The organism is Corallococcus caeni (genome assembly GCF_036245865.1).
Taxonomy (GTDB): Bacteria; Myxococcota; Myxococcia; order Myxococcales; family Myxococcaceae; genus Corallococcus; species Corallococcus caeni.
In genome coordinates this window covers 521,939-545,036 of sequence record NZ_BTTW01000004.1, presented here as the reverse complement: position 1 = coordinate 545,036, position 23,098 = coordinate 521,939, and the positions used below count along the sequence as shown (strand labels likewise).

Genomic DNA, 23,098 nt, shown 5'->3' with positions numbered 1-23,098 from the left:
GGCGCTAACGAAGTTGGACGACGTGCACCTTGAGCGCCGGTTCCTCCCCCGGAGGTGTTGGAAAGTCGAGCCCCGAGGGACCGAGCGACCCCGCTGTCTTCCCCACCCTGCCCGCCCGCGTCACGCCCTCCAGCACCATCGCTTCGAACCGGCGCGAGGGCAGTCCCGCCAAGTTGCAGCAGGCGACCAGGCGGCCCCTGGGAGCCACCACCTTCGCTGCGGCCTCGGCCAGCCGGGCGTAGTCGCGAGCGGCGGAGAAGCGCGTCGTCTTCGTGGTGGAGAACGAAGGAGGGTCCGCGACCACGACGTCGAAGCTCTCCCCCTTCTTCGCCAGCCGTCCGAGCCAATCGAAGACATCGCCAGCCACGTAGTCGTAGCGGTCCACGGATTGACCGTTGAGACGCGCGTTTTCCTCGCCCCACTCGAGCACGCGGCGGCTGGCGTCCATGTTGAGCACGCGCTTCGCGCCCCCGGCGCTCGCGGCGACGCCGAAGGCGCAGGTGTACGCGAAGAGGTTGAGGACGGTGAGACCGGAGGCCTGGGCCTGGAGCCAGGCGCGGGTGTCGCGCATGTCCAGGTAGAGGCCCACGGAGAGGCCCTGTCCCGGGCGGATGTGGAAGGACAAGCCGTTCTCCTTCGCGACGAAGTCCTCCACGGGTTCACCGCGAGCCGCGGACTCCGGAGCCAGCGCGTCCTTCGCAACGTTGGCGAGCACGCGCGCCTCCCGGGGACGGCGCTTCAAGTAGACACTGCGAGGCGTCCACGCGGAGACGGCGGCATCGAGCAGCGTGGCCTCTTCCGAGTCGGTCAGGTCGCGGTAGAGGCTGACCACGACGACGTCGCCAAAGACGTCCGCCGTCACTTCGGGCACGCCATCCGCGGCGCCGTTCAGGAGGCGGAACGCGGAGGTGGCGGAGTCCGAGAGCAGCGGACCCCGGCGGGCGCGGGAAGCGCGCAGCAGGTCCACGAGATGGGAAGGCAGGGCACTCACGCGCCCCTTCTACCCTACGAACCCAGCCGTGCGCGGGACCAGACGCGGGCGAGCGCGGAGGCGGCGTCGCGGGCCAGGTCCACGTAGTCGCTGCCGAGCAGTTGTCCCTCACGGACGCAGACGCGGCCATCGACGATGGTCCACGCCACGCGGGCGGCGACGAGCTGGCCCAGGAGGAAGGGCGAGTAGCCCGTCTCCGGGTCGGCGGCGGGGATGGCATCGTAGACGACGAGGTCCGCGACGCTCCCCTCGTCCACCCCGCCCGAAGGCTTGCCGTACAGGCGGGTGCACAGCTCCGCGGGGCCGCTGACGAACAGGTGCGCCAGCGAGTCATCCAGGTCCGGCATGCGCCCGGAGCGCGCCAGGGACAGCATGCTGACGAGCGCCCCGGCGAGCTCCTCCTGGAGGGTGCCATGGCCGCCGGTGCCCAGGCCCACGAGGTGGAGGCTGGACAGCGCGCCATCGGCGGACTCGGCCGCGCGGTCCATGGAGCGGGTGGCGCGGGGCGTGAGGGCGATGAAGGTGCCGGAGGCGGCCAGCCGTTCGGCCTCGGAGCGCTCGACGGCGCGGGGGTAGCCGGCGATGGCGTGGGGGCCCAGGAGGCCCAGCGCATCCAGGCGGGGAACGACGCGGCGGCCGTGCGTGGCGTAGGTGGTGGAGAGGTCGTCCTCGTTCTCCGCGAGGTGGAAGACGACGGAGGCGTTCAGTTCCTCGCGCAGCCGCGCGATGCGGGACAGGAGGGCGTCCTCGCAGGTGTAGGACGCATGGAAGCCCAGGGCGCCACGGACGCGGGGGTGTTCGCGGTAGCGGCGGACGAAGTCGGCGTTGGCATCCGCTTGAGCGTCAGCGACGGAGGCGCCATCCAGGCTGTGCGTGGAGTGGGACACGACGAGGCGGATGCCCAGCGCGTTCGCGGCGCGGGCCTGGGCCTCCAGGCCGCCAGCGACGTCGCCAGGGCACGACAGGTGGTCGACGACGAGGGAGACGCCATCGAGCAGCGCACGGGCGGCGGCGAAGCGGGTGAGGATCTCCACGTCCTCGGCGGTGAGGAGGTTGGCCACGCCGCGCATGCGCTCCAGGCGCGAGCGGGGCTGGCGCAGGAGGAAGTCGCCATTGGGGGGCAGGAGCTGCCCGTTGACCAGGTGCGAGTGACAGTCCACGAGGCCAGGAGCGACGAGCCGGCCGCGACAGGCGACCTCCCAGTCACCGGGGAGCACGGGCACCTCGGCGTCCGGGGCGACGCGGCGGATGATGCCCTCTTCCACGACGACAGCCATGCCGTGGCGGACGCGACCGTCCGCACGGAACACGGCGCAGTTCTTCAGAAGCAGTCGGCCTTCCATGGACCTTCCCGTTTTAGCACGGGGTGGGTGGAGGATGAACCCCGTCCCCTACGGAGAGTCCCCGAGGGGCGGATCCATGCAGGACCGCAGGAAGAAGGGGCCGTCATGCTCCTCGACAAAGGTCCACTCCATGGACTCGGGGAAGATGGCGCACCATCCAGGCGAATCATGAACCCCCCGTTTCCAGACCATCCCATCCAGGATGTTCGGGGGTGGGGGTGAGATGGCATCAAAGCGCAAAACCGGCACCCAGGGCTCCGACACCAGGAAGAACGAACCGCCCTGCTGTCGCGAGTAATGCACCTCTGCCTTCAGCGCGATCTTCACCAGGAACGTTTCGGCGAGGGCAAACAGGGAATGGCGAACAGCGTCGCCCCGAGAGAATCCGGGCAGGAAGGTCTGCCACCACGAATCTCTCTGTTCCTGCGACAGCGTCGGGTCGAGCAACTCCAACCCCGAAACCAGCCCCTCCAGGTCCTGGGTGGGCCACGTCCAGTTCTTGTTCATTCGAGGCGTCCTCCTCCAGCCGGAGTGATCGCGGCCGTGACCGACTAACGCCCCCAGCCCTGACAATATCCTGAAAAGGAGCGCCTGGCCGCCGTGAACACTCCGGAAGGATGGCTCGCGATGTGCCTCAATCCGAGTAGATGCAGCGCATCGTCACCGGATCGAAAACGGCATTCTGTCCTTGTCCGAAGTCGACCACCAGGAACGGAGGGGCGGTCCTTCTCAAGTGAATCCTCACGGGCTCAGGCTCCGTCTCGAAGCGAAAGGTGGCGGGCTGCTGCAGCCACCACGCTTTCGCCCGCGCGTACTCCTCCTCCGACAAGGCACCATCCGCCCTGCTCGAGAATGCCCGGACCCGGGCCTCGTTGTCCTGAAGCAGGGCCTTGAGGCGGCCCCATTCCCCCCAATGTCTACCAGCCACCTGCGTGAAAGCGGGCGACAGCGTGAGAAATGACAACAGGGTCAACGAAAGCGTCACCCATCGCCAGAACCGGACGATCTGATCAGACTCCTTCCGGGCGACGAAAAAGAACCCATGGCCCATAAGGAGGACCAGCCATCCGCAGACCGCGACCTCCGTGAGCAGGTCCACAGGTGGAGCACCAGGGAAGGGGTGCGGATCCCCCCACAGGATCTCGCAAATCCCCAGAACATTCAGCACGGCCGCGATGCCCACCGACGGCACGAAGCCACACACCAATCCAATGATTCCCAACCGAGGGAGCCAGCGGGGAGACACGCTCATCCCTGAGTTCGGCGCTCAAAGCGCCACCTCCACGCCCAGAGCGCGGCGATAGCGCCCAATACCAGGGACAGCAACCACAGCATCGCGATTCCGGGCAGCGTCACCCCCGGCCCCAGCGGAATGTCCAGCACATCCAACCAACGAAGCCAGTCTTTAGGCAAGAAGCTCATGAGAGCGATCGATGCCACCGGCCCAAAGTACGCCCCAACGAAGATCCAGACAACTTGCACGAATCGCATGACCGTCCTACGGACTGGGCGTTCCCTGGATGAGCAGTGACCATACGGCGGGTGCCATGGCTCACCCACCAGTTTATACGACTCGTGTTTCTCCCGGGAGGAACAACACCCAGGTCCCGGAAGAATCGCGCGTTTCCCCAGACAGTGCCAAACCCGTCATGGCTGCAGACGAACAGTTTCAGCGTGGGGCCTTCGAAGAGCCGGAAGTCGTCCCACCCGTCAATTCCTCTCCAAAGGCTCTCGTCTTTCAGGTCCGGACCGTCAGGAGGGAATTGTAGCTGTGGCAAAACCCAGGGGTCGGATCCCTGGCCTGAGCCCCCTCTGGGAACGTGGGTGGCGCGAAACGAGGAGGTTGTGCCAGTGGGGCATGTCCGAACGCACCTCCATCAGGAGACGCCTGGAGGGGTGCAAAAAGATCCCGGCCCATCGGTATAAAATCCCCCGCCGCACTGCTGTCCGCTCGGGCATTCCGAAGTCTCTTCGCACTTCCGCTGACAGGTACCTGCTGACTCCGGTGTTGTCAGCGGCCAGAACATGCAATCCAGATCCTCCTCGCAGTCGGCATTACTCCTGCAGGCCCCTCCCTCTTGAACATGAACCGGGGCCATCTTGGAACCACGGCTACCAGCACAGGAAGAAAGGAGGATCAGCAGCACCAGCAAAGGCCATTCGGACTTCATGTTCTCACCTATGACCATGGGCAGTTGGACGGGAGTGATAGGTGCTGACGACAGCGCCAACGCTCGCAACGCCGAGGAGGCCCGACCAGGGTTTTGACGCCCGATGCGCGAGGTCCTTGTCGGCCAACGCTTGTGGCGTCGTGGAGGCATATCCGCCATTCGAACACTGGTTGCCCTCTGTCCGATAGACCAGCCCCGCCCCTGCGACGGAGAGGTCATACCCATTGGCCAGCCTCCACGCATGGGTGTCCTCGACTGCGGCCGTTGGGCTTGAACAGACGTCACCTGTGCGAGACCGCTCGGCTCAAGGAACCGAAACGGATTGTTCCGCGGGTAGGTGGGCATGCGGTAACCCGTCATCGCCATGGCGCTTACGTAGCCGGGGTTCGCCAACATCGGCTCCGGCTTCAAGAACCGCCCGTGTTCGGGTCGTAGCCTCCCGCCTCGGCAGGCAGGGGGGCTCGGGTACTTGAGGCCAGGGGACCCGGTATACTCCCAGTCCCATGACACCGCTGAGCCCCGGAGTCGCCACCGCCACGGAGCAGGACGCGCCGGCCGCTTCTGGCACCCTGCGCTTTCGCCGCCTGTGGCTGTTCTCCCCCCGGGCTGACCTCGCCATCCTGGGCATTCCCCTGGCGCTGACCCTGGTGGCCGCCTTCGCCAGCACGTTCCTCGCCCCGGATGCGGCGGACAACGCCCACCGGCTGCTGGGCTGGACCGCCCAGAACCTCCTGGGCAATGCCACACACGTCATCCTCACGTTCCTGCTCTTCGGCGTGCACCGCGACGTGCTGACCGCCGCCCCCAAGCAGCCGCGCACCATCCTGGCAGGTGCGCTGGCCATGCTCGGCGTGGGCGCGGCGCTGTTCTTCACCTTCTACGCCGACCGCTCCATCCATACCTTCGCCGTCGCCGTCATCTTCAACGTCTTCGGCATGCACCACACCCTGTCGCAACACCGGGGCCTGTGGTCCCTGCACGGCCTTCGCGGCGGCCAGGAGGGCCTCGCGCCGCCCTCCGCGCTCGAGCGCAAGCTCCAGCAGCTCTACGTCCCGCTGCTCCTCTCCATCCTCCTCATCCGCATCTTCTTCGTCGCCGAATCCGCCGCGCCTGGGGCCCCCGCCTACCTCGACGTGGGCCAGGGCGCCGTCCTGCCGTGGCAGACGCTGCCCCTGCTCATCGCCGTCTGGCTGGGCTACTTCCTCCTGCTCTTCCGCAGCGTGCTCCGCTCCGGCGCCGCCAGCGGCCCCAAGGTGCTCTACCTCCTGGGCATGGCCACCGCGACCGGCCTCGCGCTCGTGGCTCCGTCCTGGGGCTACGTGATGCTCCCAGGCATGCACGGCCTGGAGTACTACGTCCTCAGCGCCCGCATGCTGGAGCCGCGCGAGGGTGACGCCCCCCGCCTGAGCCAGAAGCTCATCTGGCCCGCGATGGTCGCGTCCATGCTCCCGCTGTTCGCGCTGGGCGTGGTGCATGGCTTCCTGCTGGATGGCCCCATGCGCGGCTCGCTGGGCGTCGGCGGCGGCGCGCAGGCGCATCCCCTGCTCCGTGCGCTGACCTGCCTGGGCTTCGCGTGCGTGCTCGCGCACTACTTCGCGGACGCCTTCATCTTCCGCTTCCGCATCCCCTCCATCCGGCAGGTGATGCTGCGCCGCCTGGGCTTCGCCTCCGCCCCCCGCCCGGCGCCCTGAGCCGCGGGAGTCCCCACCCCGCAAAGAAAAATGGCAGGCCCTGCCAAGTGGAGGGACCTGCCATTTCCGCACAACCGAGGTGGCTCAGTTGTAGGTGTTGTTCTGGCCGAAGTTCTTCATCGTCTTCTTCTTCAGCGCGTCGGACGCCGTCTGGCCGTCGTTCGCCACGTTGTCCTCACCGGCCAGCGCCGCGGCCGAGGCGCCGAACAGCTTGCGGATGTTGTCGCCGAACAGCGTGATCACGCCGATGGCGGCGATCGCGATGAGGGCCACGATGATGATGTACTCGGTCATGCCCTGACCACGGTTCTTGCGGAACTGCTTCTTGGGGGCCTTCGCGATCGCGTTCATGGGAAGCTCCGGGGGTCGTTGCAGCGGTGGAGAGACACACCCTGCGGGAAGTCAGGGTCGATACAGACAGTACAACGGGCGGGCAAGCGCCTCCATCCGTCATCGGGAGGATGGGGGTGCTGATCAAGGAATATCGCGGGATTGGAGCCTCTCAAGGGCGGATCCGTTCCTGTTTCAGGGCCCGCCGGGCGCCGCCGTGGGCGTACGGGCCGTGTTCTCACAGGCGGCCGGCGGCAGGGCCTCGCAGTAGGCCTTGAACGCCTTCTGCAGCTTCGTGTCCTGGGGATGGCGGGCCGCCACCTCCCGTCCCACCGCCAACGCCCCGTCCGCGTTCATGGGCGTCCACACCGTGCGCGCCGACCAGGTCCGGGCCGTCACCAGCTTGAGGTACTCCGTCACCAGCTCCGGGGAACGGCCGCCCTTCGCCACCTCCGGCTCCAGCAGCGACGCCGCCAGGGACAGGTCCCCCTGCGCCAGCACCGCGCGGCCCAGCGCCAGCGCCGACGCGGGGTCCTCCGGCGCCAGCGACCGCCACAGTGCCGCCACGCCCCGGACCACCGGGTCCTTCTCCGAGTGGTAGCGCTCCACGTTGCGGTACAGCCCCGCGACCTGCTCGGCCGTGGGCGGGTGCTCGCGCAGGTACTGATGCAACAGCAGCCCCGGCCCGCTGTCCGGCGCCCGGCGCTCGTCCTTCACGCGCACGTCCAGGTTCGCCAGGAAGAAGGCCACCGGCGACGCGTACTCCAGCAGGTTGTGGTCGTCCGTGTTGATGGGCCCCTCGCCCGCGAAGTCCTTCTGGCCGGCCTCGGTGTGCACCTGCTTGGACAGGAGGCCGAACAGGTCGTGGATCTCCACCCGCGCCAGGTCCGCCTTCACGTCCGGCCGGGCCATGCGCGCCGCCACCGCCGCCGCGTCGAACGACAGCGGCTTGCGGCTGGCCACCATCACCAGGTCCTCCGGCCCCAGCCACGTCGTGGCGTGCGGGAAGGTGTCGTGCAGCGTGCGCATCACCAGCCGCACCAGCTCGCGGTTGCTCTCGTAGGTGTGGATCCACTGCACCAGCACGCCGTCGTCCGTCAGGTGCTTGTCCACCAGCTGGAAGAAGTCGCGCGTGAAGAGGCCGGACACGCCCGTCACCCAGGGGTTGGACGGCACGCTGACGATGAGGTCGTACTTGATGGGCGCCAGCGCCATGAACGTCTTCGCGTCGTCGATGTGCACGTGCGTGCGCGGATCATCCACCGCGTTGCGGTTGTCCGCCTTGAACAGGCGCGCCGCCTCGATGACCGCCGGCGAGATCTCCACCATGTCCAGGCGCTCCACCGGGTGCGCCAGCACGCTGCCCGTGGTGATGGCCGCGCCGGAGCCGATGACCAGCACGTTCTTCGGGTCGCGCGGGTGCAACAGCACGCCCAGGTGGCCCGCCATCACCTGCGTCTCGATGTCGCCTCCGTTCGTGGCGTCCGTCTTGCCGTTGATCTTCATGAAGCGGAGGCTCTCGCTGGCCAGGTCCCCCACCATCACCGTGGCGAAGGTGTCGTCCGCGTAGAAGCGCGGGACGATGGTCCGCTCCGTGTCCTCCACCAGCTTCGCGTAGCTCTCCGGCGGCTTCTGGTACGCGCGCACCGCCGCGATGCTGGACAGCCGCTGCGGCCAGCCCTGCATGCTGCCCAGCACCACCACCGCCAGCACCGCCGCCACGCCCACCGGCGCGAAGGTCCGCCACGCGGGAACCGCGCCCTCCCCTTCCTTCGGCACGGACAGCGCGCGGAACGCCAGCCCCGCGGCGATGAGGTTCGCCACCGCCCCCGCGATGAAGTTGCCCTGCATGCCCCAGAAGGGCATCAGCACCAGCCCGCCCAGCACGGAGCCGGAGATGGTGCCCACCGTGTTCCACAGGTACACGCCGCCCAGCTCGCGGCCCACCTCGGACACCTTCGCCGTGGCCACGCGGGCCGCCGCCGGGAACGCCGCGCCCATGATGAACGTGGGCACCAGCAGCACCACGCAGCAGAACGCGAACGTGATGCCCTGGAAGATGGGCCACGTCTCCACCGCGCGCGTGAGCATCCACTCCGACCAGCGGAACAGGTGCGGCAGCCGCACGTACAGCGGCAGCGCCACGCAGAGGCTCAGCACCAGCCCCACCTGCGTCCAGCCATACAGCTTCAGCGAGTCCCCGCCCTCCTTGCGCGTCATCAGCCAGAAGCTGCCCAGGCCGATGCCCAGGATGAACGCCGTCAGGATGAGCGTGAAGGCATACGTGGACGCGCCCAGCACGATGGCCAGCAGGCGGATCCACGTCACCTGATACAGCATCGACGTGAAGCCAGACAGCATCACGCCGATGAGCGCGGCGCGCACCGCCCGCCGGGGATAGGCCACGTCCTCCACGGCCGCCGCCGCCCCCACCACCACCGCCGGTGGGTGCTGCCGGGCCAGGGCCAGCGCCGCCAGCGCGAGGAACACGTTGAGCCCGGCGGCGATTTGCGCGGACGCGGACAGGCCCACCAGCGGCACCAGCCGCGTGCCCGCCACGTACACGCCCACCGCCGCGCCCAGGCTGTTGATGGCATACAGCCGCGCCAGCTCCCGGCGCACCCCCGCGAGGCTCGCCGCGAAGTGGCGCACCAGCGCCGGCAGCGTGCCGCCCATCAGCAGCGTCGGCACCACCAGCGACAGCGAGGACACGAGCAGGCGCGGCGCCACCCGCAGGCCCTCCGGCACGTGGGGCGCCAGGGCCAGCCACAAGTGCTCCAGCCCGCCCAGCACGGTGGGGAACGCCAGCGCGTACAGGCCCACGCCCAGCTCCAGCACCCCGTAGAGGGCCAGCGGGCTCTTCACCCTGTCCGCTGTCCGCCCGAAAACAAACGCCCCCAGCGCCAGGCCCCCCATGAACGTGGCCAGCACGACGGCGTGCGCCTGCCCGCTGTTGCCCAGCACGTTCCCCAGGTATTTGGACCAGACCAGCTCATAGACGAGTGCCGTGGCCCCGGACAGGAACAGAAGGGCGGCCACAAGGTTCTTCGGAGGACGTGGGGTGCGGGTCATAGGGACAGCACTCGACGTTACCCGGTATGTTTCAGGTCCACCAATGAACGCCCAACTCCTGCAAGCCGCGCAGCTCGCCTGGTCTCCCCACCTCCGGGTCACACGTGCCGAGGGGGACTGCGCCCAGGTGCTGCGCCGCGACGCCAAGACGCTCGTGGGCACCTCCCTGCACACGGCGCTCGGCGTGTCACAGGAGCGCGCCCGTGAACTGGATGCACGCGCCAGGGAGGACCGCCGCGCGGTGGAGTTCGTCACCGTCTCCGCGGGTGGCCCCACCGGCAACCCGCCCGCGTCCCACCTGCGGCTGGTGCTGGGCATGGACGGCGAGGAGGCCGCCGCGGGGGTGCTCGACCTGGGCACCGTGCTGGAGGGCGCCCCGCCGGTGCAGATCTCCAAGCTGTCGTCGTCGCTCAGCCATGAGATCCGCAACCCGCTCTCCTCCGTGAAGATGGCGGTGCAGACGCTGGCCCGGAACACCGGCCTGTCGGACCGGGACAAGCGGCGGCTCACCATCGCCAACCGCGAAATCCGGACCATGGAGCGCATGCTGTGGCTGCTCTCCGAGTACGGCCGGGAGAGCGCCGCGAACCTGGACGCCCACGCCCTGCGCTCGGTCGTCCAGGAGGCGACCGCCATGGTGGCCCCGGAGTTGGCCGAGCGCCGCATCGAGGTGGATGTGAAGGAAGAGGCGGACCTGCCCCGCGTGCGGGTGGATCCCAACCGGTTGAGGCCCGTGCTCGCTCAAGTCCTGCTCAACGTGGCCATGGGCCTGCCCGAGGAGGGCCGCGTCCAGGTGACGCTGCGCCAGCCCGACCCGGGCCACGTCAGCCTCATCCTGGATGATCCGGCGGCGGCCCTGCCCCCGGAGGAGCGGGGCACGCTGTTCGACCCCTTCGGCTCGCGGCTGGCGCGGGGCGCGGGGCTGTCCCTGGCCGCCCTGCGGCGGGTGATGACGGGCGTGGGGGGCGACGTGGCGGCCCAGGGGAGTGCGGAGCCAGGGATGGTGTTCACGCTGACGTTCGCCGCCTGAGGACCCCATGGAGACCCTCCTCATCGTCGACGATGACGTGTCGCTGCTCGAAACCCTCACGATGCACTTCGAGGAGATCGAGCAGGACGACGGGCAGCCGCGCTACCAGGTCGTGACGGCCACCAGCGCCGCCGCGGGCCTCAAGGCCGCCCAGGAGAACATGCCCAGCGTGGTCATCCTGGACATGATGCTCCCGGACCGGACGGGCCTGGAGATCATCGAGGAGATGAAGGGGCTGTGCGGCGACGCGCGCATCATCCTCGTCACCGCCTACCACGACATGGAGACGACCATCCGGGCCATGAAGGCCGGTGCGTTCGACTACATCCACAAGCCCTTCCCGGACCCGGCCGCGCTGGACCTCGTCGTGGAGCGCGCGCTGGAGTACCGCCAGCTGTCGCGCCGCGCGGATGAGGTCCACCGCGAGAACGCCGTCGTCCGCCTGGGCGACATCGTGGGCACCAGCCCCTCCATGCAGCAGCTGGTGAAGGAGATAGGCAAGGTCGCGAGCAGCACCGCGACGGTGCTGATCAACGGCGAGAGCGGCACGGGCAAGGAGCTCATCGCCCGCGTCATCCACAACTACTCCTACGACGAGCCCCGCCCCTTCATCGGCATCAACTGCTCCGCCATCGTGGACACGCTCTTGGAGAGCGAGCTGTTCGGCCACGAGAAGGGCGCCTTCACCGGCGCCGTGGGCGCCAAGCCCGGCAAGTTCGAGCTGGCCGAGGACGGCACCGTCTTCCTGGATGAGATTGGCGACATGTCGCTGATGCTCCAGGCGAAGCTGTTGCGCGTGCTCCAGGAGCGCGAGTTCGAGCGCGTGGGCGGCGTCAAGCGCGTGAAGCTGCGCGCCCGCGTCATCGCCGCCACCCACCGCCACCTCGCGGACGAGGTGGACCAGGGCCGCTTCCGCGAGGACCTCTACCAGCGCCTCAAGGTCATCACCCTCGTCATCCCGCCCTTGCGCGAGCGGCGCGAGGACATCCCCCCGCTGGTGAAGCACCTGCTGGAGCGCATCAACGAGAAGGTGCACAAGCGCGTCACCCGCGTGCCCCACGAGGTGATGGAGCGCCTCACGCGCCTGCCCTGGCGCGGCAACGTGCGCGAGCTGGAGAACGTCCTCACCCGCGCCGTCGTGCTCGCCCCCGGCGACGTGCTCCGGGGCGACGACCTGCCCGCCCTGGAGGCCCACCCGTCAGGCCCCCTGGACCCCCACCGCGCCGCCGGCGCCGCGGGCGGCATGTTCGCGGCCCCCGCCGTGGACGACGCCAGCCTCATCCCCACCCTGGAAGAGGCCGAGCGGCAGCTCATTGCCCGCGCCATGGCCGTCACGAAGGGTCACAAGGGGCGCACATGTCAGATCCTGGGCATCAGCCGTCCGACCCTTGAACGAAAGCTTCAAAAGTTCGGTCTTGCACAGGGTCAGGGTCCACAGGTGCACCCTTATCCCGTGAAGGATGCTTCCTGACAGTGTCCCAGCCCGGACAAACCGGTGTGTCCCTTTAACGTTTCGTTCAAACTGATCAGACTGTTTGAACGTTCTGTTTCAGGTTTTGGACACAGTTGGGGGGGCGGGACCGGGCTGTAGCGCTAAGTACCCGGCATTCCTCGAACTGTTCCCCTGGGAATACTTCAAGTGCCCGTGGCACGCCTCTTGGAAAGGGCAAGGTCCGTCCGCAGCAGCAGCAGCGACCAACCTTCCCCATCCTCTTCCGTCTTTCCAGGAGACTCCCATGCACGGCTTCAACCGCCCCCTCGGCCCCATCGGTTCCAATGTCGTGGCGCCCCTGCAGGCGACGTCGTCCGGGATGATGGTGACCGCGAACAAGCTGGTCCCCGGCCAGGAGGCCATCGACTTCAAGGGGTACTTCAAGGTCGAGTCCTTCCCGCACAACTCGACCATCTACCGCCCCGGCGACACGTCGGACCGCGTGTACCTGCTGAAGTCCGGCCGCGTGCGCCTGATGCGCATTGGCAAGAACAGCACCCGCTCGGTGGTGTCCATCCTGCGCCCGGGCGACCTGTTCGGCGAGCTGTTCCGCCCCGAGGGCACGCCCATCGAGGAGATGGCCGTGGCGGCGGGCGAGGCCGAGGTGTGGAGCATCGAGGGCCGTGACTTCCGCGCCCAGCTGGAGGCCCGTCCGGCCCTGGCGGTGGACGTGGTGCGCGCCTACGCGGACCGCGTGCGCTCGCTGCGCAAGCGCGTGCTGGGCCTGACCTTCAAGGAAGTGCCGGCCCGTCTGGCGGACACCCTCCTGACGCTGGTGGAGGCGCACGGCGAGCGCTGCCCGCACGGCGGTGAGACGGACCTGCGCGGCATCACCCAGCAGGACCTGGCGGACCTGGTGGGCGCCTCGCGCTCCTTCGTGTCCACGCTCATCAACGAGATGAAGCGCGAGGGCGTGCTCGGCAACGTCGGCCGCATCCTCTGCGTGCGTGACCAGAAGGCCCTGCGCAAGCTGGCCTCCAAGGAGAAGTAAGACCGCGCGTCCCCGTCCAGGGGACCGTGACGTCCAACGGGCCTGACCGCGGAGTGCATCCGCGGCCGGGCCCGTGGTGTTTTTGAGCGCACGGGGCTGTTCAGAACGTGAAGCCCATGCCGAACTCGGGGGCGAAGCTCCGGTCCTGCCCCACGGGGCGCACCTCGGAGTCCAGGTAGAGGCTGCGCGCCCCGCCCCGCAGCATGAGGCTGCCCAGGTGCAGCGCCAGGCCCGCGCGCACGTCCATCTGCCGGTAGGGAAAGGGCGTCACCTGGAAGCGCGCCTCCACGTCCAGGGGCCCCAGGACGCACGCCTCCACGGACATGCCCAGGCTGGGGCCCACGTAGACGCGGCCGGGAAGATCCACGGTGGAGACGCCGGCCTCCGCGCGCATGCGCAGGTCCTCGCGGACGAGGGGGGAGTACGTCACGTGCATCTCCCCCAGGGTGCGCGCGTCGCGGGACGAAGCCCCTGCCCCGGTGCCCATCAGCCGGGACAGCCGCAGGTCCACTCCGAACTGGCGGAGGTCCCAGCCGACGTCGAAGTCCACGCCCATGCCCCCCTCGACGGGAGACGCCAGCACGCCCGCGCGGAAGGAGAACGGCACGGCGTGCCGCAGCGAGTTGCGCTCGGGCGTCGCGTCCGGCGCGTCGATGTCGTGGCCGTGGTGGGTGCCCGTGCTGGCGATGGCCTCGCCCATTCCACGGAACAGCAGCTCGAAGACCGCGCCCAGGATGATGGCCGCGGCGTCGTCTGACGCGCTGGCGCTGCAACAGTCATCCGTGGAGGACACCGTCGTCGTCTTGGAAGAACGGTTCTGGTTCTCGTCCTCCTTCTTCGAAGCGTCGTCATCGGCGCCAATGGCGGACGCCTTGTGGACGGGCTTCGACGTTTCGTTGGAATCCGAGCGCTTGCCGAAGCGCGCTTCGGCGGGAGGCGCGGCGAGCAGGCCCGCGAGGAGCCCTCCGCCCAGCACGACCTTGGGGAACGACATGGGGTTGAACCCCCTCCGCGAGGCACGGCCGGCCCGACCGCCCCTCACGCGTCGCATTCAAATCCCGGGGGCCCACGGGAAGTCAACGTCGGGTGTCAGCGAAGCGTGACGGAGCGCGTTGCGCGCTTGCCCTCGGACGGGGGGCCGCACAGCATGCGCGGCCATCGTGCCCGTCCCCAACGAGTCCCCGAGCCCCCATCGCACGTACACCGACCGCCGCGCGGCCGCCCAGGCGGACCTGACGGCGCTGGACCGCGTCAGCGCGAGGTACGCCAACCTGCGCACCGTGGCCTTCGTGGCGGCGCTCGTCATCGCGGCGCTGACGCTGATGGGCCGGCTGCCCAAGCCCTGGTGGTGGGCCGCGGCGGGCGCGCTCGCCGTCTATGGCCTGCTGGCGGTGCTGCACCACCAGGTGTTCCTCAAGGAGCAGCGCGCGCGCCTCTTCGTCCTCCTCAACGAGCGGGGCCTCGCGCGGCTGGAGGGCGGCTGGCATTCCTTCACCGACACGGGTGAGCGGTTCCTCTCCCCCAATCACTTGTATGCGACGGACCTGGATGTCTTTGGCCAGGGCAGCCTCTTCCAGCTCATCAACGAGACGGCGACGCGCGCGGGCGAGGAGCGGCTGGCGGCGTGGCTGTCCGCGCCCGCGACCGCGGAGACGGTGGTGACCCGGCAGGGCGCCGCGCGCGAGCTGGCCCCGCGCGTGGACTTCCGCCAGGAGCTCTGCGTGGACGCCCGCGTGGTGGCGAAGGACAAGGCGGACCCGGCCCTCTTCATCCAGTGGGCGGAGGCCGGGCCGTCGCTGGACGCCATCCGCTGGTCACGTCCGCTGGCCGTGCTGCTGCCCCCGGTGACGCTCACCCTCTTCATCCTGGGCACGGTGGGCGTGATTCCAGACAGCCTCGTGTGGCTGGGCCTGTTCGCGCAGCTGGGCATCGCGGTGGCCACGCGCCGCACGCTGAAGCGGATGGACGACGCCGTGGAGCAGGGCGAGCGCGGCTTCGTGCGCTACGCGTCCCTCTTCGAGCGCGTGGAGGGACAGACCTTCGAGCACCCGCGCCTGAAGCAGCTCCAGTCCGGCCTGCGGGCGGAAGGCGGCCCCCCGGTGTCCGCGCTGTTCCGGCGCTTCAGCCAGCTGTACTCGCTCATCGAGTTCAAGCGGCACCAGTTCCACGCCCTGGTGCACTGGCTCACGCTCTGGGACATCCACGCCCTCTTCGCGCTGGAGGGCTGGAGGGCCGCCCATGGACGCGACGTGCGCCAGTGGTTCGAGGGGCTCGCGGAACTGGAGGCCCTCTGCTGCCTGGGCGGGCTCGCCCATGACCGCCCCGCCTTCACCTGGCCCCAGCTGGAGGCCCAGGGCCCGAGCGTGATGGCCACCGCGCTGGGACACCCGCTCCTGGACGCGCCCGTGCCCAACGACGTGTCCCTGCCCGGTCCGCGCCACGCACTGCTGATCACGGGCTCCAACATGAGCGGCAAGACGACGCTGATGCGCGCGCTGGGCGCCAACGTGGTGCTCGCGCTGGCGGGCGCGCCGGTGTGCGCGGCGACGTTCCGGCTGTCCCCGGTGCAGGTGCTCACCAGCATGCGCGTGAAGGACTCGCTGGAGCGCGGCGTGTCGTACTTCCACGCGGAGGTGCTGCGGCTGAAGACGGTGCTGGACGCGGCGGCCGCCGCGAAGGGCCAGGCCCTGTTCCTGCTGGACGAAATCCTGCTGGGCACCAACACCCGCGAGCGACAGATTGCCTCGCGCGAGGTGCTGCGGCTCCTGCTCGCCTCCGGCGCGTGTGGCGCGGTGACGACGCATGATTTGTCATTGGCGGTGCTGGCGGACGAGCCGGGCTCGCACGTGGTGAACGTCCACTTCCGCGACCACCTGGAGGACGGGAAGATGGTGTTCGACTACCGGCTCCGGCAGGGGGTGGTGGACACCACCAACGCGCTGCGGGTGCTGCGCCTGGCGGGCGTCCCGGTGAACGACCCGGACGCCCCGGCCTCCTGACATGCCCCTCGCGCCCCCTTCGTGAGACAGGGGGCGCGAACGGGCAAGCGGACTACTTCGCCAGCTCCACCAGCGCCGCGGCACCCATGCCGCCGCCGATGCACATGCTCACCACGCCGTAGCGGCCGTCCCGGCGCTTCAGCTCGCGCAGGATGGTGGCCACCATGCGCGCGCCGGACACGCCCAGCGGGTGGCCCAGGGCGATGGCGCCGCCGTTCGGGTTCACCTTGTCCAGCGGGATGCCCAGCTCGCGGATGCAGTGCAGCGCCTGCGCGGCGAAGGCCTCGTTGAGCTCGAACACGCTGATGTCTTCAATCTTCAGCTTGTTGCGCTCCAGCAGCTTGCGGATGGCGGGCACCGGGCCCACGCCCATGATTTCAGGCGGCACGCCAGCGACCACGTAGTCCACGAAGTAGCCCAGCGGCTTGACGTTGAGCTCCTTCGCCTTCTCCTCGCTCATCACCACCGCGGCCGCCGCGCCGTCCGTCAGCGGCGACGCGTTGCCCGCCGTCACCACGCCCTTGGCGTTGAAGGCCGGGCGCAGCTTGGCCAGGCCCTCCACCGTCGTCTCCGGGCGCAGGATGGTGTCCACGGAGACGGTGACTTCCTTCTTCGTGCCGTCCTCGTCGAACATCGTCGTGGTGACGGGGAAGATCTCCTCCTTGAACTTCCCCTGCTCGCGCGCGGTGGCCGCGCGGCGCTGGCTCTCCGCCGCGAACTTGTCCGCGTCCTCACGCGTGACGCTGTAGCGCGTGGCGATGTTCTCCGCGGTGGCACCCATGGAGGTGTAGACCTCCGGGATCTTCTCCATGATCTCCGGGTTCGCGGAGACCTTGTTGCCACCCATGGGCACCATGGTCATGGACTCGGTGCCGCCGGCGATGGCCACCTGCATCATCCCGGACTTGATGCCCTGCGCCGCCTGCGCCACGGACTGCACGCCGGAGGAACAGAAGCGGTTGATGGTCATGCCCGGAACGGTGTCCGGCAGCCCCGCGAGCAGGCTCGCGTTGCGGGCCACGTTCATGCCCTGCTCGGCTTCCGGCATGGCACAGCCCAGGATGACGTCCTCCACGTCCGTCGGCTTCAGGCCGGGGACCTGGGCGACGGCTTCCTTGATGGCAAGGGCCGCGAGCGTATCCGGACGCGTGTCCTTGAACTCTCCCTTGTGGGCGCGGGTGAAGGGGGTGCGCACCGCGCTGGCAATCACGACTCGACCGGACATGTCAGGTGTCTCCCTGCCCGGACAGCGTCCGAGCGTGCTTCGGAATTCGTGTCTGGAAACCCATTGAGTAAACGCCCCGCGCTAGTTGCGCAGCGGCTTGCCCTTCTCGAGCATGAACATCATGCGGTCCTGGGTCTTCTCCTCGCCGATGAGGCTCAGGAACGCTTCCATCTCCAGCTCCAGCAGCTTCTCCTCGGTCACCAGCACGGACGGGCTGGTGTCACCACCGGAGAGCACGCGCGCCAGCTTCTGGGCGATCTTCCGGTCGTGGGCGCTGATCTGATTGTTGAGCTGCATGTCGTACAGCATCATGTCGATGGTGGCCGCGCCGTTGGGGCCCGGCAGCCGGAAGCGCGTGGGACGCGGCGGGCGGAAGCCGCCGTTCGCCAGCCCCAGCACGCGCGACTTCGCGTCCGACAGGAGGAAGTCGCGGTTGCCCGTGATGCCGTCCTGCTGCGACAGGAAGCCGAACTCGCGGGCCTCCTCCGCGCTCGTCGCCACCTTCGCGGTGCCGATGGCGAGGAACACCTTCTTGAGGAAGGGCAGCGCGTCGAAGTCCTTGTCCGCCGCGTAGGCGCCGAACACGTTGCGCAGCAGCATCATGGTGCCGCCGCCGCCCGGGATGAGGCCCACGCCCACTTCCACGAGGCCCATGTACAGCTCCGCGCTGGCCTGCACCGCGTTGCCACCCATGGTGACCTCCGCGCCGCCGCCCAGCGTGAGGTTGAAGGGCGCCGTCACGACGGGCACGGGGCTGTAGCGCATGCGCTGGTTCGCGGCCTGGAACGCGGACGCCATCTTGCGGATGGAGTCGAAGTCCTCGCTCTTGGCCGCCATCAGCATGGCCATGATGTTCGCGCCGGCGGAGAAGTTGGACCCGTCGTTGCCGATGACCAGGCCCTTGAAGTTCTTCTCCGTCTCATCCAGCGCGGTGTTCATCATCGCGATGATGTCATCGTCGATGGAGTTCATCTTGGAGTGGAACTCCAGGAGCGTCGCGCCGTCGCCCATGTCCCACAGCGACGCGCTGTCGTTGCCGGTGATCTTCTTGTTGCCGCGCTTCAAGTACTCCACGCGGAACGTGCGCGCGTTCTCCTGCACCGGCTTCACGGACTTGGACGGGATGTCCCAGTAGGTGTCGCGGCCGTCCTGCACGCCGTAGAAGGACGTGCGGCCCTTGGCCAGCATCTCCTCCACCCAGGCGGCGGGCTTGAGGCCCAGCGCCTTCATGCGCTCCACGCCCTTCTGGACACCGTAGGCGTCCCAGACCTCGAAGGGGCCCAGGTCCCAGCCGAAGCCCCAGCGCACGCCGCGGTCCACGTTGACCAGGTCGTCGGCGATTTCCGGGATGCGGCGGCTGGAGTACGCCAGCACGTCCAGGGTGACGCGCTCGGCGAACTTGCCGGCCTTGTCGTCCGCGTTCATCACGGACGCCACGCGCTCCTTGACGTTCTCGATGTCCTTCGCGGCGCCCAGCGAGTCGAAGCGCACCTTGGCCTGCGGCCGGTACTCCAGCGACTTCAGGTCCAGCGCGAGGATGTCCTTGCCGCCGGAGGCGCGGTCCTTCTTGTAGAAGCCGCCGCCCGTCTTGTCGCCCAGCATCCCCTTCTCCACCATCTTCTGGAGGAAGTCGGGGGCGGCGAAGACGTCGCGCTCCTCGTCGTGGGTCAGCGTGTCGTAGCAGTTCTTCGCCACGTGGGTGAACGTGTCCAGGCCCACGATGTCCGCGGTGCGGAACACGGCGGACTTGGGACGGCCCATGGCCGGGCCGAAGATCTTGTCCACCTCTTCGATGGACATCTCCGTCTTCTGCATCTCGGAGATGGTCCGCATCATCCCGTACACGCCGATGCGGTTCGCGATGAAGTTGGTGGTGTCCTTGCCGTAGACGATGCCCTTGCCCAGGACCTCTTCACCGAACTTGTGGACGGTCTTCACGACCTCCGGGTTCGTCTCCTGGCCCGCCACGAGCTCCAGCAGCTTCATGTAGCGCACGGGGTTGAAGAAGTGCGTGACGAGGAAGTTCTTCTTGAACTCCGCGCCGCGGCCTTCGGTCATGCCCACGATGGAGAGGCCGGAGGTGTTGGAGGAGATGATGGCGTCCTTGCGGGCGTGCTTCTCCACCTTGGCGAACAGGGCCTGCTTGACGGCCAGGTCCTCCTTCACCACCTCGATGATCCAATCGCACTCGCCCAGCCGCGCGAGGTCGTCCTCCAGGTTGCCCACTTCGATGGCGGCCAGCACCTGCTCGGACACGATGGGGCTGGGCTTCGCCTTGCGCAGGTTGGCCAGCGCTCCTTGAGCGAACTTGTTGCGGAACGCCTTGGAGGCGGTGTCCTCGCCCGGAGCAGCCTTGGGCGGAACGATGTCCAGCAACAGGGCGCGCACGCCGGAGTTGGCCAGATGCGCGGCGATGCCGCTGCCCATCACGCCAGCGCCAAGCACCGCCACTTTTCGGATCCGGGTCGTCATCGGAAATTGGCTCCCTTGAAAGGAAGTAGGGGACTGCACAAATGTAGGCGATTGACCCGGAAGTCAACCGGCATTGCCGTCGGGTGTGCTCGCCAGGAGGTCGGCTCCCCGACTACAAGTCGGGGCCCATGGCTCGCCTCGACCCGCACTCGTACAACGACAGCACGCAGCCTGAGACCGAAACGCTGGACTGGAAGGCGCGCGTCGATTTCCGGACGCGCCGCCTGCACGCGGAGGCCACGCTGACGCTCAAGGAGGCGTCAGCGGGGCCCCTCGACCTGGACACCCGCGACCTGGACATCCGGGGCGTGGTGGATGCCCAGGGTCGCCCCTTGCCCTACATCCTCTCCCCTCCCGAGCCCATCCTGGGAAGCCGGCTGCGGATTGAGCTGCCCGCGGGGGTGAAGCAGCTCACGGTGCGCTACCGGACCTCTCCGGAGGCCAGCGCCCTGCAGTGGCTGTCCCCGCCGCAGACGGCGGGCGGGCAGCAGCCGTTCCTGTTCAGCCAGTGCCAGGCCATCCACGCGCGCAGCGTGGTGCCGCTGCAGGACACGCCGCGCATCCGCATCCGCTACCGCGCGTCCCTGCGCGTGCCCAAGCAGCTCAAGTCCGTGATGGCGGCGTCCTTCGTGGCGCGCGAGGAGCACGGCGTGGAGGCGGAGGAGCACTACGAGATGCCGCAGCCGGTGCCCCCGTACCTGCTGGCGTTCGCGGTGGGCAGCCTCACGTCGAAGGAGCTGGGGCCGCGCTCGCGGGTGTGGGCGGAGCCGGAGGCGCTGGAGGACGCGGCGGACGAGTTCGCGGGCGTGGACGACATGCTCAAGGCCGCGGAGTCGCTCTTCGGGCCGTACGACTGGGAGCGCTTCGACCTGCTCCTGATGCCGCCGTCGTTCCCGTACGGCGGCATGGAGAACCCGCGCCTGACGTTCCTCACGCCCACGCTCATCGCGGGGGACAAGAGCCTGGTGAACGTGGTGGCGCACGAGCTGGCGCACTCGTGGACGGGCAACCTGGTGACGAACGCGTCCGCGGAGCACTTCTGGCTCAACGAGGGCTTCACCGTCTTCGCGGAGCGCCGCATCCTGGAGGCGCTGGCGGGGCCGGAGGTCGCGGCGCTGCACGCGGCCCTGGGGCGCCGGTCGCTGGACGAGGCGCTGCACCACTTCCGCGCGCACCCGCAGCTCACCGCGCTGCGCACGCACCTGGCCGGCGTGGACCCCGACGAGGCCTTCTCCCAGATTCCCTACGAGAAGGGCTACCTGCTGCTGCGCGCGCTGGAGGACGCGGTGGGCCGTCCCACCTTCGACGGCTTCCTGCGCCGCTACCTGGCGAAATACCGCTTCCAGGCGCTCACCACGGAGGAGTTCGTCCGCTTCACGGAAGGCGAGCTGCCCGGCGCGCTGGCGAAGGTGGACGCGGACGCGTACCTGAACCGGCCCGGCGTGCCGGAGAGCGCGCCCCGCCCTGCCTCCGCGCGGCTGGAGGCGCTGGAGAAGCTGCGCGGGAAGGTGCCTTCGCAGGCGGACACGAAGGACTGGACGCCCACCGAGTGGCAGCTGTTCCTGGAGTCCATGCCGGCGGACACGTCCAAGGACGTCTTCCGGGAGCTGGACGCGAAGTACTCGCTCACCGGGAGCCGCAACTCGGAGGTGCTGGTGGCGTGGCTGGTGGCGGCGCTGCGCGCGGGCTTCGACGCGCCGCTCGGCCGGGCCGAGGAGTTCCTCGGTGAGGTGGGCCGGATGAAGTACCTGAAGCCGCTCTACAGCGTGCTCGCCTCGTCGCGCGACCACCGCAAGGTGGCGCGCGCGGCGTTCGAGAAGCACGGGGCCAGGTACCACCCCATCGCGCGGCAGGGAGTCGAGCTCATCCTCGCCCGCGCGTGAGGCTTTGACTACTTGAGGGTCGCGTCCAGGCGCTTCTTGGACAGGGCCAGGTACTCCGGGTTCATGTCGATGCCCACGTAGCGGTGGCCGTGCTTCAGGGCGGCCACGCCGGTGGTGCCGCTGCCGTTGAAGGGGTCCAGGACGAGCGAGTTCTCCGGGCAGCTCGCCTCCAGGATGCGCTCCAGCAGGGCCACCGGCTTCTGGGTGGGGTGGCTGCCGAAGGCCTTCTCCTCGCCGCGCGGGGCCGTCTGCGTCCACATGCGGCCGGCGCCGTCGGCGGTGAGCTCCTCGTCACCGTTGCGCGGCAGGGCCCACACGTCGCGCATCTGCTTGCCGCCGTTCTCCGCCTTCATGCGCTGGTAGTTGAAGACGTGCTTCAGCTTGCCGCCGGACGACGGCGAGGCCCAGATGAGCAGCTCCGTGGAGTGCGTGAAGTAGCGGCACGCCAGGTTGGGGCTCGCGTTGGGCTTGTACCAGGTGACGGTGTTGAGCAGCTTGTAGCCCAGCTTCTGCATGGCGAAGCCGGCGTTGAAGATGACGTGCTGCGTGCCGCTCACCCACAGCGTGCCGGTGGGGCGCAGCAGGCGCTGGCAGGCCGCGAGCCACTTCGTGGTGAAGGCGTGGTCCTCCTCCACCCCGCGGGAGACGTCCCACTGGCCCTTGGCCACGGAGACGCGCTTGCCGTTCTTGCAGGTGGTGCCGCCGTTGGAGAGGAAGTACGGCGGGTCCGCGAAGATGAGGTCGAAGGACTGCTCGGGCAGCTGGGCCATCAGCTCCAGGCTGTCGCCCTGCAGCAGCGTGTAGGCCTCCCCGCGCTTCGCGAAGACGCTGTCGTTCTGGGAGCGTCGGACAATCTTCAGGGCAGGGGCAGCAGCTTCCGCGAACATCACGCCTCCGTCTTTGGGACAGACGTCTTCAGGGACGCGGCGGACTGTGCGGTCAGTTGGCTGCTACGTCGAATTTCTGGCCTGTAATTGGCTGTAGCAGCGAAAGCGCGCGCGAAAATTTGACGAGCGCGGGGAGTTGAAACACCGCGAGCAGGGCGGGAGCGCCTCTGTCTTTCGAGGCCCTCCACGACCCTGCTCGTGGGGTACAGCGGATGCTGTCGAACGGAAGGACTACGCCTTCTCGGGCTCGGCGGCCTTCGCGCCCTTCTTGGCGGCCGGCGCGTTGTTCGCGTACTTCTTCTTGAAGCGGTCGATGCGGCCGGCCGTGTCCAGCAGCTTGTACTTGCCGGTGAAGAACGGGTGGCAGTTCGAGCAGACTTCCACGCTGAACGAGCCGCGCGTGGACTTGGTCTCGACGATGTTGCCGCAAGCGCAGGTGATGCGGGCGGGCGGATAGACCGGGTGCATTTCGGGCTTCATGGCTTCTCTCCAGTGCGCCTTGCCCCCGCCCAGGATGGGAG

Annotated in this window: 18 protein-coding genes; 6 read left to right on the top strand and 12 right to left on the bottom strand. The window is 68.8% G+C overall.

Translation table 11 applies throughout. From position 1 onward, the window contains the following. Nucleotides 1-4: 4 nt before the first annotated feature. The 5 genes from AABA78_RS20365 to AABA78_RS20345 form a co-directional block, all read right to left on the bottom strand. Complete coding sequence (locus AABA78_RS20365; protein WP_338264835.1) at nucleotides 5-991, bottom strand: class I SAM-dependent rRNA methyltransferase; 987 nt, start codon at nucleotides 989-991, stop codon at nucleotides 5-7. A 14-nt stretch (nucleotides 992-1,005) separates the two neighbouring features. Then, nucleotides 1,006-2,334: an amidohydrolase family protein gene (locus AABA78_RS20360; protein WP_338264833.1), complete on the bottom strand. Its 1,329-nt coding sequence runs from the start codon at nucleotides 2,332-2,334 to the stop codon at nucleotides 1,006-1,008. 48 nt (nucleotides 2,335-2,382) lie between these two features. Further along, on the bottom strand, nucleotides 2,383-2,841 hold the full coding sequence (locus tag AABA78_RS20355) for a hypothetical protein (RefSeq protein WP_338264831.1): 459 nt from the start codon (nucleotides 2,839-2,841) through the stop codon (nucleotides 2,383-2,385). Nucleotides 2,842-2,968: 127 nt separating this feature from the next. After that, a complete protein-coding gene (locus AABA78_RS39270) occupies nucleotides 2,969-3,526 on the bottom strand; it encodes a hypothetical protein (RefSeq protein ID WP_338264830.1) in 558 nt (185 codons plus the stop codon). A 56-nt stretch (nucleotides 3,527-3,582) separates the two neighbouring features. Continuing rightward, entirely contained in the window at nucleotides 3,583-3,825 is a 243-nt protein-coding gene (locus AABA78_RS20345) for a hypothetical protein (protein WP_338264828.1), read from the bottom strand. Between the two features lie 1,183 nt (nucleotides 3,826-5,008). Here AABA78_RS20345 and AABA78_RS20340 point away from each other — a divergent pair. Next, nucleotides 5,009-6,196, top strand: coding sequence for a hypothetical protein (locus tag AABA78_RS20340; RefSeq protein WP_338264827.1), 1,188 nt, complete (start codon nucleotides 5,009-5,011; stop codon nucleotides 6,194-6,196). 84 nt (nucleotides 6,197-6,280) lie between these two features. On the opposite strand, the gene AABA78_RS20335 is transcribed toward AABA78_RS20340, so the two are convergent. Both AABA78_RS20335 and AABA78_RS20330 read right to left on the bottom strand, forming a co-directional pair. Then, a complete protein-coding gene (locus tag AABA78_RS20335; RefSeq protein WP_120530620.1) occupies nucleotides 6,281-6,547 on the bottom strand; it encodes a hypothetical protein in 267 nt (88 codons plus the stop codon). Nucleotides 6,548-6,721: 174 nt separating this feature from the next. Then, a complete protein-coding gene (locus AABA78_RS20330) occupies nucleotides 6,722-9,565 on the bottom strand; it encodes a fused MFS/spermidine synthase (protein WP_338264826.1) in 2,844 nt (947 codons plus the stop codon). A gap of 76 nt (nucleotides 9,566-9,641) precedes the next feature. Here AABA78_RS20330 and AABA78_RS20325 point away from each other — a divergent pair, with 76 nt between their 5' ends. The 3 genes from AABA78_RS20325 (at nucleotide 9,642) to mrpC (ending at nucleotide 13,111) form a co-directional block, all read left to right on the top strand. Further along, nucleotides 9,642-10,628 carry a sensor histidine kinase gene (locus AABA78_RS20325; RefSeq protein ID WP_338264825.1) on the top strand — a complete coding sequence of 329 codons (987 nt, stop codon included), beginning with the start codon at nucleotides 9,642-9,644 and terminating at the stop codon, nucleotides 10,626-10,628. 7 nt (nucleotides 10,629-10,635) lie between these two features. Then, nucleotides 10,636-12,099, top strand: coding sequence for a sigma-54-dependent transcriptional regulator (locus AABA78_RS20320; protein ID WP_171419508.1), 1,464 nt, complete (start codon nucleotides 10,636-10,638; stop codon nucleotides 12,097-12,099). A 265-nt stretch (nucleotides 12,100-12,364) separates the two neighbouring features. Next, on the top strand, nucleotides 12,365-13,111 hold the full coding sequence (mrpC, locus tag AABA78_RS20315) for a Crp/Fnr family transcriptional regulator MrpC (RefSeq protein WP_014395195.1): 747 nt from the start codon (nucleotides 12,365-12,367) through the stop codon (nucleotides 13,109-13,111). Between the two features lie 100 nt (nucleotides 13,112-13,211). On the opposite strand, the gene AABA78_RS20310 is transcribed toward mrpC, so the two are convergent. Further along, a complete protein-coding gene (locus AABA78_RS20310; RefSeq protein WP_338264819.1) occupies nucleotides 13,212-14,105 on the bottom strand; it encodes a hypothetical protein in 894 nt (297 codons plus the stop codon). A 166-nt stretch (nucleotides 14,106-14,271) separates the two neighbouring features. Between AABA78_RS20310 and AABA78_RS20305 the strand changes: the two genes are divergently transcribed. Then, the gene (locus AABA78_RS20305) at nucleotides 14,272-16,110 is read left to right on the top strand and encodes a MutS-related protein (protein ID WP_338264817.1); all 1,839 of its coding nucleotides are present in this window, start codon (nucleotides 14,272-14,274) and stop codon (nucleotides 16,108-16,110) included. 52 nt (nucleotides 16,111-16,162) lie between these two features. On the opposite strand, the gene AABA78_RS20300 is transcribed toward AABA78_RS20305, so the two are convergent. Together AABA78_RS20300 and AABA78_RS20295 are read right to left on the bottom strand one after the other, a co-directional pair. Next, the gene (locus tag AABA78_RS20300; RefSeq protein WP_171419503.1) at nucleotides 16,163-17,335 is read right to left on the bottom strand and encodes a thiolase family protein; all 1,173 of its coding nucleotides are present in this window, start codon (nucleotides 17,333-17,335) and stop codon (nucleotides 16,163-16,165) included. 81 nt (nucleotides 17,336-17,416) lie between these two features. After that, nucleotides 17,417-19,807, bottom strand: a complete 2,391-nt coding sequence (locus AABA78_RS20295) for a 3-hydroxyacyl-CoA dehydrogenase/enoyl-CoA hydratase family protein (protein WP_338264815.1) — start codon at nucleotides 19,805-19,807, stop codon at nucleotides 17,417-17,419. Between the two features lie 128 nt (nucleotides 19,808-19,935). Between AABA78_RS20295 and AABA78_RS20290 the strand changes: the two genes are divergently transcribed. After that, nucleotides 19,936-21,690 carry a M1 family metallopeptidase gene (locus AABA78_RS20290; RefSeq protein ID WP_338264814.1) on the top strand — a complete coding sequence of 585 codons (1,755 nt, stop codon included), beginning with the start codon at nucleotides 19,936-19,938 and terminating at the stop codon, nucleotides 21,688-21,690. An 8-nt stretch (nucleotides 21,691-21,698) separates the two neighbouring features. On the opposite strand, the gene AABA78_RS20285 is transcribed toward AABA78_RS20290, so the two are convergent. Next, nucleotides 21,699-22,577, bottom strand: coding sequence for a DNA-methyltransferase (locus tag AABA78_RS20285; protein ID WP_338264812.1), 879 nt, complete (start codon nucleotides 22,575-22,577; stop codon nucleotides 21,699-21,701). 231 nt (nucleotides 22,578-22,808) lie between these two features. After that, nucleotides 22,809-23,057, bottom strand: a complete 249-nt coding sequence (gene rpmE / locus AABA78_RS20280; protein WP_171419494.1) for a 50S ribosomal protein L31 — start codon at nucleotides 23,055-23,057, stop codon at nucleotides 22,809-22,811. Nucleotides 23,058-23,098 lie beyond the last annotated feature (41 nt).